Annotated in this window: 10 protein-coding genes; 6 read left to right on the plus strand and 4 right to left on the minus strand. The window is 68.9% G+C overall.

The features are described 5' to 3' along the window. Window positions 1–7: 7 nt before the first annotated feature. From EV651_RS28385 to EV651_RS28395, 3 genes are all read left to right on the plus strand, one after another. Window positions 8–664 carry a hypothetical protein gene (locus EV651_RS28385; RefSeq protein ID WP_238157247.1) on the plus strand — a complete coding sequence of 219 codons (657 nt, stop codon included), beginning with the start codon at window positions 8–10 and terminating at the stop codon, window positions 662–664. Window positions 665–773: 109 nt separating this feature from the next. Beyond that, entirely contained in the window at window positions 774–1,721 is a 948-nt protein-coding gene (locus EV651_RS28390; RefSeq protein WP_133788309.1) for a hypothetical protein, read from the plus strand. A gap of 21 nt (window positions 1,722–1,742) precedes the next feature. Further along, on the plus strand, window positions 1,743–4,766 hold the full coding sequence (locus tag EV651_RS28395) for a hypothetical protein (protein WP_133788310.1): 3,024 nt from the start codon (window positions 1,743–1,745) through the stop codon (window positions 4,764–4,766). A gap of 33 nt (window positions 4,767–4,799) precedes the next feature. On the opposite strand, the gene EV651_RS28400 is transcribed toward EV651_RS28395, so the two are convergent. Both EV651_RS28400 and EV651_RS28405 read right to left on the minus strand, forming a co-directional pair. Further along, window positions 4,800–5,165, minus strand: coding sequence for a DsrE family protein (locus EV651_RS28400; RefSeq protein ID WP_133788311.1), 366 nt, complete (start codon window positions 5,163–5,165; stop codon window positions 4,800–4,802). A gap of 94 nt (window positions 5,166–5,259) precedes the next feature. Continuing rightward, window positions 5,260–6,834, minus strand: coding sequence for an HD domain-containing phosphohydrolase (locus tag EV651_RS28405; RefSeq protein ID WP_238157248.1), 1,575 nt, complete (start codon window positions 6,832–6,834; stop codon window positions 5,260–5,262). A gap of 125 nt (window positions 6,835–6,959) precedes the next feature. Here EV651_RS28405 and EV651_RS28410 point away from each other — a divergent pair, with 125 nt between their 5' ends. Next, window positions 6,960–7,409: a hypothetical protein gene (locus tag EV651_RS28410; protein WP_133788312.1), complete on the plus strand. Its 450-nt coding sequence runs from the start codon at window positions 6,960–6,962 to the stop codon at window positions 7,407–7,409. Window positions 7,410–8,021: 612 nt separating this feature from the next. Here the strand turns inward: EV651_RS28410 and EV651_RS28415 are convergent. Continuing rightward, window positions 8,022–8,924 carry a neutral zinc metallopeptidase gene (locus EV651_RS28415; protein WP_133788313.1) on the minus strand — a complete coding sequence of 301 codons (903 nt, stop codon included), beginning with the start codon at window positions 8,922–8,924 and terminating at the stop codon, window positions 8,022–8,024. Between the two features lie 106 nt (window positions 8,925–9,030). On the opposite strand from EV651_RS28415, the gene EV651_RS28420 reads away from it, so the two are divergent. Together EV651_RS28420 and EV651_RS28425 are read left to right on the plus strand one after the other, a co-directional pair. Further along, window positions 9,031–10,629 carry an ABC-F family ATP-binding cassette domain-containing protein gene (locus tag EV651_RS28420; RefSeq protein WP_133788314.1) on the plus strand — a complete coding sequence of 533 codons (1,599 nt, stop codon included), beginning with the start codon at window positions 9,031–9,033 and terminating at the stop codon, window positions 10,627–10,629. 24 nt (window positions 10,630–10,653) lie between these two features. After that, window positions 10,654–11,430, plus strand: coding sequence for an enoyl-CoA hydratase/isomerase family protein (locus EV651_RS28425; RefSeq protein ID WP_133788315.1), 777 nt, complete (start codon window positions 10,654–10,656; stop codon window positions 11,428–11,430). 38 nt (window positions 11,431–11,468) lie between these two features. On the opposite strand, the gene EV651_RS28430 is transcribed toward EV651_RS28425, so the two are convergent. Further along, a complete protein-coding gene (locus EV651_RS28430; protein ID WP_133788316.1) occupies window positions 11,469–12,215 on the minus strand; it encodes a response regulator transcription factor in 747 nt (248 codons plus the stop codon). Window positions 12,216–12,225: the final 10 nt, after the last annotated feature.

Genomic DNA, 12,225 nt, shown 5'->3' on the forward strand with positions numbered 1-12,225 from the left:
TCTGTCCGTGCGTAGGTTTGCCCTCCCGGCCGTTGCGGTGGTTGGTGTCCTGCTGTTGAGTGCCTGCAGCAAGGACTCCGACGACGGCGGCCGCCCGGTCCCGGTCGGCGGCGACTCTGGTACGACGACGTCCAGCACACCGTCCACCGCACCGTCCACCGCACCGTCGTCGGAGCCGACCACGACCACCGCGCCGGCCACCACCGCGAAGCCCACCGCACCGACCGCAAAACAAGTCATCGTCCAGCCGGGGAACTTCGCGTCCAACCCCGCCGTCCAAGGCCTCGTGACCAGCTACCCGCTCTACTTCCAGGCCCTGGTGTCCAAAGACGACACAATCCTGAAGAAGCGGTTCCCGTCGTTCTTCTACGCCGACGTGTCGGAGGAGATCGTGGATGCCAAGCGCAACGGCTGGGTGATGAAGCCGCCCGGGAGCGTGGTCGTAGTCGGTGCGAAGGCCACGCCGGACGACACCGTCGCTGTGCAGATCTGCCGCTCGCAGAGGACGCAGTACTGGGACCCGAGGACCCGGAACTGGACTGTCGTCGCGCCCAAGGGGTCGCCCGAGGTGATCGAGATGATCCAGACCGGGGTCGGCTGGTTGCCGTACCGCATCGTGACCAGCAAGGGCGTGAACTGCGCAGCGGTACGCTATCCGGCCTAGTCCGGAAGGGAGATTTTGAGGTTGCGAAGTGGTGACGGGGTACTGGGTACCGGGCATGATGCCCCTGGTCGAAGATAATCTGCGGGAAGACGAGTCCTGGGGAGTGAGGATGCACAACAGAGTGGGCCGCGCACTGCTCGCCCTGAGCGCCGTACTCGCACTACTCATGGCCGGACCGGCCACGACAGCCGCCGCAGAGACCATCCAGACCGGCAGGTCCGTCTGCAGTATGTACGTCAACTCCACTGGCTTCGGCGCGTACTGCAGCAACGGCTCGGCCTACCTGGGACCTAGCACCGGAGAGCCGCCGCCCACCTGGCGCCAGCGGCTGAACGGCCGCCCGTTCGTGCCGTGCCGTGATTTCGACATCCCCAAGGGCATCCGGCTCCCGCAGGCGCCGGAGGGCAAGAAGTGGGTTCTCCGCGTCACGATCACCGACTACAACCTCGACACCTACGACGGCGGCGATGCGGCCCACCTGGAGCGCGCCTACGTGCCGGTGAGCCCGGCCGAGGAAGCGCAGTGCCCGTTCCCGCCGTACATGCAACCCTTCTGGCACGAATTCCGGAGCAGCTACCCGCCGCCTGCGTTGGTGGTCAAGCCGACCTTTACGCCCCGCGTCAACATTCCCGCCTACTTCTCACTGACCACGGACAGCTCACGCGTGGTGGCGGATCCGGGGAACCCGGGGGCGTACAGCGGGTACATCGACCCGAGGCACAACCTGACGATGCGCGCGCTGGTCGTGGAGATGATCGTCGATCCCGGTGACGGGACCAAACCGTTCAAGTGCCGGATGGGCGTCACGCCGTTGGACGACCCGGACGGCTACGACGAGACGAAGGACCCGAACGACCAGCTCAACCCGTGCAAGCACATCTACAAGAAGTCGAGTGCGAGCCAGCCGGACGGCATGTATACCGTGAAGCTGACGATCACCTGGGAGGTCTCGTACTGGGTCGGTAAGGGCGAGGGCGGCTGGAACCCGATCGGTCAGGCGAACGTGACTGCCGTTCAGCGGTTGCCGGTGCAGGAAGTCGAGGCCATTGGTGGCTGATGGTGGGGGTATGGAGGAGCGATGGTAAGGACGAATGAGCCTGCGCGGGCGGCTCGGTTGCCGCAGCGGCGGCAGGGGAGTCCGGGCGCGGATCGGCTGAAGGGCTTCGTCGCGCTGCTCGCGATCCTGGCGATCGTCGGCGGCGTGCCGTACGTGCTGCTGCGGTTCTTCGGTACGCCGTGGCCGGACAAGACGCCCACCAAGAGCATGCTGTTCAGCGAGCTGAGCGTCGAGACGGTGCTCGGGATCATCGCGTTCTTCATCTGGGTCGCCTGGCTGCACTTCGTCGTCTGCCTGATCGCGGAGGCGGTCGCGGAGGTCCGCGGGCACGGTCTTTCGCCACGCGTTCCGCTCGGCGGCGGTTCCCAGGTCCTGGCCCGCCGGCTGATCGGCACGGTCGTGCTGATCGCCGCGGGCGCCGGTGTCAGCCTGCCGGTCGCGAGTGCGGTCACCACGAGCGGCCCGGCCGCCCCGACGTCCGTGAGCGTGCGGCACGGCAACGAGCAGTCCTCCACGTCGCAGTTCCGCCAGACCGAGGCAGCCAGCACGGTGCTCAGCGGCAGCCACGGGAAGACGAGTGTCGGCGTACGGACGAACCACGACCACAAGGGTCAGGTCGTGAAGTACACCGAGGTCCGTCCGCCGCAGGGCCGGAACTACGACTGCCTGTGGGACATCGCGGAGCGGTATCTCGGTGAGGGTCGCCGGTACAAGGAGATCTACGACCTCAACAAGAACAAGCTGCAGCCCGACGGCCGCCGGCTGACCAACCCGGACCTCATCCTGCCGGGCTGGCAGGTCCGGCTGCCTGCTGACGCCAAGGGCCCGGGCGTGCACACGGTCCGGGTGAGCATCGGCGACCACACGACCACCAAGCCCACCACCAAGACAACGGTCAGCACGAAGACGACCACCGAGACCAGGACCACGGCCAAGCCGAAGACCACGGTCGAGAACAAGACCGAGACCCGGACGACGCCCGAGTCGAAGCCGGTCGGTCCGGGCCGCTACTCGGAGCAGGGCATCGAGAAGCCTTCGTCGGTCGTCATCGGCAGCGCGAAGAACGACCCGGGCGCGAAGAACGTCAAGCCGGGGCAGCCGAACGTCACCGTCGAGCCGCACGCTCCGGGGACCGGTCACGAGCACGGCGAGCCGGCCGGCGGCGGCACCCAGGTGCCGGAGGCGACTCCGGTCGCGGCCGACGACGGCGGCATCAGCCTGAAGGACGCCGGGATCTTCGGCTTCGGGGCGACGCTGCTCGCGGCCGGTCTGGCGCTGGCGCTGAAGCGGCGCCGCGGCTGGGCGCAGGGTCCAGGCCCGAAGGCCGCCGGTCACCGGCAGACCGAGATCGGGCTGCGGCTGGCGTCGGACGTTCCGACCGCGCAGTTCGTGGACAACTCGCTGCGCAAGCTGGGCGCCGACATGACGCAACTGCAGCGGCCGATGCCGAAGGTGGTCGCCGCGCTGGTGACCGACCGGTCGCTGACGCTGGTGCTCGACCCGTACGGCGTACACCCCGAGCCGCCCGGTCCGTGGCAGGCGATTGCCGAGGGCACCCGGTGGACACTGCGCCGCGGATACGGCCCGAGCGGTGAGGTCGACGCGCCGGCGCCGTACCCGACGCTGGTCACGGTCGGCCAGAACGCGGACGGTGCGACGGTGCTGATCGACCTCGACACCGCGAACGGGATCGTCGCGTTCGGCGGCGTGAACAACGCCTCCCGCGACGTGGTCGGTTCGCTCGCGGTCGAGCTGGCGACGAACCTGTGGTCCGAGGGCGCGCACATCAGCATGGTCGGGTTCGGCGACGACCTGTCGTCGCTCGCGCCGACGCGGCTGAGCTACTGGATCCGTCTCGACGACGCGATGGCCGAGGTCGTCCGCCGTAGCGAGGCGCAACTGCAGGCCTGCCAGCGCCGGAACGCAGGTTCGGTGGCCGAGGCCCGGATGACGCATCCGGACGCGGCGCTGTGGGGCTCGGAGATCATCTTCGTGTCGTCGCCGCCGTCGTCGGAGGAGCAGGACCAGCTGAACCGGCTGGCCGCGGACACCAAGCGCAGCATCTCGGTGGTCGTGGTCGGCGACGTGTTGAACTCGCCGTGGCGGTTCGTCGTGGACGAGAAGAACCAGGCCGTCTGCCGGCTGCTCGGGCTCGAGGTGGACGCGCACAGCGTCAACCCGGAGCAGTTCGCCGACCTGGTCGCGCTGTTCGACGCGGCCGAGTCGGACGCCCGCGACAAGCGCCGCTCTGAGCAGGACATGCCGGCGTACGAGTTCTCCACCATGGACCTGAGCCAGCCGGCGCCGGTCGAGGTCGACCTGCTCGGCCCGGTCGAGGTGGACGCCCGCGGGGTCATCGACGACGGCCGGATCACGCTCTCGACGGAGATCATCGCGTTCCTGGCCAGCCAGGACTACGGCGTACACCCGAACGTCCTCGCCGGGGCGATCTGGCCGCGCGGCATCAGCGAGGAGCTGCGCGACGCGGCGCTGGAGCACACCCGGCGGTGGGTCGGCGTGGACGCCATGTACGCCGACGAGTCGGGCCGCTGGATGCTGAACCGCAGCGTCGTCCGGGTCGACTGGGACGTGTTCCGCACGCTCGCGAAGCAGGCGACGATGGTCGACGACCCGCGAGGCCCGCTGTCGACGGCGCTCAGCCTGGTGCACGGACCGGCCTGGTCGAACCTGCCCGGCGGCCGCTACTCGTGGCTCGCCGCGTCCGGGATCGAGCGGCGGATGGCGGAGGCCGTCGTCGACGCCGCGCTGCGGCTCGCCGAGTCGTCCCTCAGCCACAACGACGGCAACACGGCGCGGACGGCGCTTCAGACCGGCCTGAGCTTCTCGCCGGCCTCGGAGGAACTCTGGCGGGCCACCCTCCGCCTGGCTGCCCACTTCGGCACCACCGCGGACGTCACCAACGTGGCCGGCCAGATGTACGCCGCCCTCACCAAACACGGCGGCCCGCGCGGCCCCGAGGCGGAAACCGACGCCCTCGTCGACGAACTCCTCCCCGGCTACCACCGCCCCGCCCAGGTCGCCTGACGAACAACAGAACCGCGGTACGCCCCTGCTCGGTCAGTAGCTGAAGGTTGTCGCGCCCTCGTCGCCGATCCATTGCCACATCGGGATGGTGCCCTGGATCTCGGCTCCGGGGATCAGATTCTCCTTGTCGAGTTTCTTGGCGTCGAAGCAGATGGGGCACACGTAGTAGCGGCCGCCGGCTGCCTCGTACCGCTTCATCAGATCGGGCAGGGGCGGGCAGCCGTCGCAGGCGACGCCGACCGCGACGCCGTGGACAGCGAGGCGCACGGCTTCTTTGGTCATGAACATGAGCGTGGCCCGGCCGGACTCGGCGGCGCCGACGGCGACCAAGAACGCCACCGTGGCCTTCTCCGCGTCCTCGAGCCCTGTGGTCAAGCTGATCACTGCCTTCGCGGTCATGGAATTGCCCCTTTCTCCGTGGAGCGGCGATGTCTTTCCACGCCTCGGGGACGACGCTACGGAGCGCTGAGGGCGGTGTCGTCGGGGGTTCTCCCTACGGATCGAGCGGTTCGAAACTGTCGAGGAGCCCGTTCTTCATGGCGAACAACGTGATCGTCGAGCGGGTGGAGGCTCCGGTCTTGGCGTAGATCCGCTCGATGTGGGTTTCCGCTGTCTTCGAGGTGATGTGGAGGCCCTCGGCGACTCGCCGGGTGGATGCACCGCGGGCGATGAGCTGGAGCACCTCGATCTCACGGGGGGTGAGCCCGGCTGGTCCGGCACGCCGCCTGCCCTGGCGCTGTCCGGCTGCTGCGAGCACAGAATCGACGGCGTCCACGTCGAGTCTGCCTGCCCGAACCTCGGCGTGAAGTTCGGCTGCGGCCTGCTTCGCAGTCATCGCCGGACGGTACGAGCGTGGCTCGGTCATGGCACGGTAGGCGCAGGCCGCGGCGAGCAGCCGTCCGGTGACCGGGATGGCGGGGCCGGACAGGCCCCGGTGGTACCCCGAGCCGTCGCATCGCTCCTGGGCCAGTGACGCGACGGCGCCGATCCGGGCGAGTGCCGGCGGGCGGCTGAGCATCCGCTCGGTGTAGTAGGTGTGCATCCGCAGGCGCTCGGACTCCGACGGCGACAGGGCCCCTGGCTTGTCGAGGATCGTCGCTGGTATCCCGTGCAGGCCGATGTCGTGCAGCAGCCCGGCGCGGCGCAGGGCCACGACTGCCGGCCGTGCGAGACCGATGTCGGCCGCCGCTCGGGCGGCGAGCTCAGCGACCGCACGCGAGTGACCGGCTCGCGATGGCGATCGGAGGTCGGTGAAGTCCGCCATGGCTTCGAGCGCAGTGTCGAGCTCACGTTCGGTCAGGCGTGTCTGCAGGCCGGGTTCATGGGTAAGGACGAGGTTCCAGTCGGGCTCGATTGCGGTGTCACCGAGCACCTCAGGAGCCACCGCGCAGAAGGCGTCGACGATCGTCGGGTCGAAATGCGTGCCGCGCCGGGCGCGGGCAACTGCAACGGCGGCGTCGACTCCTTCGGCGCGGTGGAACACCTCAACGGTGTCGGCGAGGTGGAACAGGCGCATCGAGAACGCGATCGCGTCGCCACAGACATCGTTGGGAACACCCTGGCCGTCCCACCGCGTGAACATCTGCTGCAACGGGCCGCAGACATCTGCGCCGAGGCCGAGACGCTCAGCCATCTGCGCCGTCGTCAGGCAGTGCGACATCAGGCCCCGCTGAATTCCCTTGCCCCCGGTGACCACAAGATTGGCGGACAGCCGGAGCCGTTGGAGTGCCGGGCTGCCGGTCCCGACGTGGCGAAGCATGAACCCCAAGAGGGGCAACCCGGCGAAATCAACCTGGTAGCTGTCGCTTCGGAAGGCGATGTCGTCCCCGAACCACGTGGCGACCTCGGGCGTATCCGCCACGCACCCGACCCAGGCGAGCGTCGCGACGTAGTACAGCGCCGCGCGTTCCTCCGGCTCGACGTCGAGATGATCGCCCAGACGCGCCGCGATGGCCCACGACCGGAGCACATGCTCCATCGGCTGACCCATTCCCAGGTCAGTCGCCAGCGAGAACGCAGCCAGCAGCTCCGTCAGCCGGAGGCCCGAGTCCCTTTCACCCGCTTCCACGGTCACAGAGTACGAGCCGTGCGCTCGCAGCTGCTGCTTTCGCTGATTTGTCAGGTGAACACCCGACGGCCACGGTGTCGATCCGCCCTACCGTCGGCAGCACGACCATCAACCTGGAGGACCCCATGTCTGACACCCGCACGAAGGTCGACACCCGAACGCCGGAAGGCAACCCGCCGGCCCGGTGGTCGGTCGGCGGCATCTTCCTCGAGACGCTCGCCATTCGCGACTACGAGAGAATGGCCACCACGCTGGGGCCGACCGTTCGCTTCCGAGCGCTGCTGCCTCCCGGTCCAACCCACTGCGAGGGACCAGAGAGGGTCACCGACACGTTCAAATCATGGTTCGGCGGCGCCGACGACTTCGAGCTCGTGGACGCCACCGTGGGCGAGATCGGCGGACGGCTCCACCTCTCGTGGCGCATTCGCCTGCGCCCCGCGCCCTTCGGCATCGGCGAGAACTGGCACGTCATCGAACAACACGGGTACGCGGACGCGACCGACTCGATCGAGACACTCGACCTCCTGTGCTCCGGCTTCCGCCCCGACCGTGCGCCGGACCATACCGCGGCCTGACCAGCCTCGGCGCGGATTTCGGCTCTTGTTAATGATGTGTGGGTGGTTGATGTGCCGGGGCGGGTGGTGAACGGCTGGGTGTGCATTCTCGACAGGACGTGTCGAGTGGCTGGGTAGTGCACCTGAGCGTGATTGTGGTCGTGCGTACGGTGTCTCGCCGGTGCTCTACCTGTTGAGCTGACCACGACCCCCGCGGCAGACCCCTGGCTGCTGTCGCTTCCCAAACCGGTTTGGGGAGCGTTTCGTCCGGGACAGGGGAGACCAGCCCCCGGAAACGGCAGGTGCACACCGGCACCTGGGCCACCTTCGCTCGAGGGGCGCCGGATCAGCTCCATCCAACCCACACATGCATCAAGACAGCCGGGGTCATCAGCTCGCGTGCAGGGTTGTCCCCTCGTGTATCAGTAGAAAACCCCCAACCCGAGAGGACAACCCGTCGTCTGCCGACGGGTGGGGTGGCCGACCGGCGGGGCGGCCGACCGGCGGGGCGACGGCGGGGAGTGGGGACAGGCGCTGGTGACTGGGGACAGGCAATAGCGGGTGCCGACCCACCAGGACCTGTCGCACGAGCCCGGAGCGGGATGATCACCACCGGACAGGAGAGCTGGATATTCAGAGAGAGTCGGCGGACCAGGTGTCGCACGCCGTCATGTCGCCGGAGTCCATGCCGGCTTTGAACCACTTCATGCGTTGTTCGGCGGTGCCGTGGCTGAAGCTTTCGGGGGTGACCTGGCCCTGGGTCTTCGACTGGATGCGGTCGTCGCCGACCGAGGCGGCGGCGTCGAGGCCGCGGGCGATGTCGTCCTCGGTGAGCTCGGTGATGAGCGGTTGGCCGCTCGAGTTCGGGACCGTGGTCGCGTGGTTGGTCCAGATCCCGGCGAGACAGTCGGCCTGGAGCTCGGAGCGGACCGAGTCGGATGCCGGGCCGTTACGGGTCTTGATCCGGTCGAGGATGCCGTACAGGTTCTGGATGTGGTGGCCGTACTCGTGCGCCACGACGTACGCCTCGGCGAACTCGCCGCCGCGGGCGCCCAGGTCGTTCTGCAGCGTCTCGAAGAACCCGATGTCCAGGTACACCCGCTTGTCCGGCGGGCAGTAGAACGGGCCGACCGCACTGGTCGCCGGGCCGCAGCCGGTGTTCACCGAGCCGTCGAAGACCCGCAGCGGCGCGCGGGTGTACTTCTTGCCGCGCCGGGGGAGCTCCGCGGCCCAGAAGCTCTCGATCGAGTTCTGGTAGAACACGAACCGGCAGTCCGAGTTCGACTGCAGGTCGGTGCCCTTCTTGCAGGAGCCCAGGTTGCCGGCTGCCGTGTTCTGCGTGACCGGTTCGTCGCTGCCACCTCCGCCTGGCAGGCCGCCGGTCAGCAGCAGGATAACGACGAGCAGGATGATGCCGCCGATGCCGCCGCCGACCGGGATCATCCCGCCGGGGAGGCCGCTGCGGCCGCCGCCACCACTACCGCGGGTGTCCTCGACGCCGCTGGTGTCGAGATCCGCATCCGGATTGAATTTCACGCCACCTACACTAGTCCTGAGAGCGGGGATTCCGGCGTGCCACGACACCGCCCTGCCGCCCAGAGCTCAGCCCCGTATCCCAGCGTAAGGACGCCTGCAACCCCCGATGATCACCGTTTCCAATCTCGAGGTTCGCGTCGGTGCCCGTCAGTTACTCGCGCCCGCCTCGTTCCGGGTCGGCCCCGGCGACAAGGTCGGGCTGGTCGGCCGCAACGGCGCCGGCAAGACGACGCTGACCAAGATCCTCGCCGGTGAAGGGCTGCCCGCGAGCGGTTCGGTGACGTCGTCGGGCGAGATCGGCTACCTGCCGCAGGACCCGCGCACCGGCGATCTCGACGTACTGGCCCGGGACCGGATCCTGTCCGCGCGCGGCCTGGACGACGTCGTACGGCGGTTGCGCTCCGCCGAGAAGTCGATGGCGAGTGCGGACGAGAAGACCCGCGCCAAGGGCATGCGGCGCTACGAGCGGGCCGAGGCGGAGCTGCACGCCGCCGGCGGGTACGCCGCCGAGTCCGAGGCGGCCCGGATCGCCGCCAACCTCGGCCTCCCGGACCGCGTTCTCGGCCAGCCGCTGTCGACGCTGTCGGGTGGTCAGCGCCGCCGGGTCGAACTGGCCCGGATCCTGTTCGCGCAGGCCGAGACGCTGCTGCTCGACGAGCCGACCAACCACCTGGACGCCGACTCGATCATCTGGCTGCGCGACTTCCTCAAGTCGTACGCCGGTGGCGTGATCATGATCAGCCACGACGTGAACCTGCTGCAGGACACCGTCACCCGAGTCTTCCACCTGGACGCGAACCGGGCCGAGATCGACGTCTACAACGTCGGCTGGAAGGCGTACCTGCTCCAGCGGGAGACCGACGAGCGGCGCCGCAAGCGGGAGCGGGCGAATGCGGAGAAGAAGGCGACCCAGCTGGTCGACCAGGCGAACAAGATGCGCGCCAAGGCGACCAAGGCGGCCGCGGCCCAGCAGATGCTGCGCCGGGCCGAGCGGTTGATGTCCTCGCTCGAGGACGAGCGCAAGCAGGACCGCGTCGCGAAGATCTCCTTCCCGACGCCGGCGCCGTGCGGCAAGACACCGCTGATGGCGCGGGAGCTGTCGAAGTCGTACGGCTCGCTGGAGATCTTCACCGACGTCGACCTGGCGATCGACAAGGGCTCGCGGGTCGTCGTCCTCGGCCTGAACGGCGCCGGCAAGACCACGCTGCTGCGGATCCTCGGCGGGATCGAGAAGGCCGACACCGGCGAGGTGATCGACGGCCACGGCCTCAAGCTCGGGTACTACGCCCAGGAGCACGAGACCCTGGACGTGAACCGGACGGTCCTGGAGAACATGAAGACCGCCGCCCCGGACCTGAACGAGACGCAGGCGCGCAGCGTGCTCGGCTCGTTCCTGTTCACCGGCGACGACGCGGACAAGCCCGCCAAGGTGCTGTCCGGCGGCGAGAAGACCCGTCTCGCCCTCGCCACGCTGGTCGTGTCGGCGGCGAACGTCCTGCTCCTCGACGAGCCGACCAACAACCTGGACCCGGCGTCCCGCGCCGAGGTGCTGAACGCGATCCGCTCGTACACGGGCGCGATCGTCCTGGTCACCCACGACGAGGGCGCCGTCGAGGCCCTCGAGCCCGAGCGTGTCGTCCTGCTGCCCGACGGCGTCGAGGACCTCTGGACCAATGAGTACGCCGACCTGATCTCGCTCGCCTGATTACTTCCGAGTAATATCCGGGCCATGACGGATCTCGGACTGCGGTTGACGGTGGACGGACCGGTCGCGCGTGTGGTGCTCGACCGTCCGGAGGTGCGCAACGCCCAGACGCCCGCGATGTGGAGTGCGCTGGCCGATTTCGGTACGGCGCTGCCGTCCGACGTCCGCGTGGTGGTCGTGTCGGGGGAGGGGCCGTCGTTCTCGGCCGGTCTGGACCGCCGGCTGATCATGGGCGAGAACGATCTGGGCCAGGAGCCGCTGCTCAGCCTCGGCGCCAAGCCGACCGACGAGGTCCTGGAGCTGATCGCGAAGTTCCAGACCGGGTTCTCCTGGCTGCGGCGGCCCGAGATCGTCAGCATCGCCGCGGTGCAAGGCCATGCGGTCGGCGCGGGTTTCCAGCTGGCTTTGGCCTGTGACCTGCGGGTCGTCACGCCCGACGCCCGCTTCAGCATGCGCGAGCCGTCACTCGGGCTGGTCCCGGACCTCGGCGGTACGAAGCCGCTCGTCGAGCTGGTCGGGTACTCGCGGGCGCTGGAGATCTGCGCGACGAGCCGCTGGGTCGAGGCCGCGGAGGCGAAGGAGCTCGGCCTCGCGAACATCGTCGTACCGGCTGACGAACTGGAGGCGACGGTCAAGGACCTGGCCGACGCGTTGCTCGGCCCGCTGCCCGGCGCGATCCGCGAGACCAAGGCATTGCTCCTCGGTGCCGCGGACCGCACGTACGAAGACCAGCTCAGGGCCGAGCGCGAGGCCCAGGACCGCCGCCTGAAGGAACTCCTGGCCGCTCTCGGTCAGGGGTGACAGTACTCTGTCGAGCCGTCGCCAGGTGTCTTCGGACGCTACAGCCAGCCCCGTCGTGCGGCCTCAGCTCCTGCCTGGAAGCGCGTCTGCACGCCCAAGAGCGTCAGTAGCTCGCAGACACGACGGCTGTAGCTGCGGGCCGAGATGCCCAGGTAGCGGGCGGCAATGTTGTCCGGTTGCCCCGACGCGAGCGCGGGCAGCACGGCCTTGAGGTGCGGCGGCAGACCGGCTGCGTCCGCGTCAGGCTCCGTGCCGGCCCGCCACAGCTCACGATGGATCCCGACGAGTCTGGCGGCCAGGGCTGGGTCGTGCATGATCTGGAAGCCGTCGGCCAGCACCGTGGAGTCGAGAGCGCGGACCACGACCCGCCGGTCCAGAACCGACAACTTGACCGGGATCTTGGGCACGACCCGGGCCTTGCCGCCGGCCCGATAGACGATGGCGCCGAGCTCGCGATCAGCCAGTAGCCCGGCTCGCGACGTCACCTGCCGGACGGCCACGCCCCTGTCCAGGGCGTCCCGCAGAGTGGCCGGACCGCGCCGCTGAATGGAGTCCGGTACGCCGCGGGCGATGAGATATGCGGTGTCATCGAGGCTCAGAATCTCGTGCCGAGCCTGCGCACGGAGCCGACTGATGACGTCCCACAAGGAGTTTCGAGAGCCCTTCACCAGTCTGGGGGACGGCGCGAGACCGGCACGCGTGCGGTGTGCTGATCGGTCGAAGGCCTCGGTGAGCGCAGCAACCAGCGCGTCGGTTGAAGTATCTGCCTCTTCACGTGCGCGCATCACAGGCCAT

This window comes from Kribbella sp. VKM Ac-2571 (genome assembly GCF_004362255.1).
In the GTDB taxonomy this organism is placed as follows: domain Bacteria; phylum Actinomycetota; class Actinomycetes; order Propionibacteriales; family Kribbellaceae; genus Kribbella; species Kribbella pratensis.

Coding starts and splice junctions, on each gene's coding strand:
- EV651_RS28390 (WP_133788309.1), top strand. CDS start 774: ATGCACAACAGAGTGGGCCGCGCACTGCTCGCCCTGAGCGCCGTACTC.
- EV651_RS28395 (WP_133788310.1), top strand. CDS start 1,743: ATGGTAAGGACGAATGAGCCTGCGCGGGCGGCTCGGTTGCCGCAGCGG.
- EV651_RS28400 (WP_133788311.1), bottom strand. CDS start 5,165: ATGACCGCGAAGGCAGTGATCAGCTTGACCACAGGGCTCGAGGACGCG.
- EV651_RS28410 (WP_133788312.1), top strand. CDS start 6,960: ATGTCTGACACCCGCACGAAGGTCGACACCCGAACGCCGGAAGGCAAC.
- EV651_RS28420 (WP_133788314.1), top strand. CDS start 9,031: ATGATCACCGTTTCCAATCTCGAGGTTCGCGTCGGTGCCCGTCAGTTA.
- EV651_RS28425 (WP_133788315.1), top strand. CDS start 10,654: ATGACGGATCTCGGACTGCGGTTGACGGTGGACGGACCGGTCGCGCGT.
- EV651_RS28430 (WP_133788316.1), bottom strand. CDS start 12,215: ATGCGCGCACGTGAAGAGGCAGATACTTCAACCGACGCGCTGGTTGCT.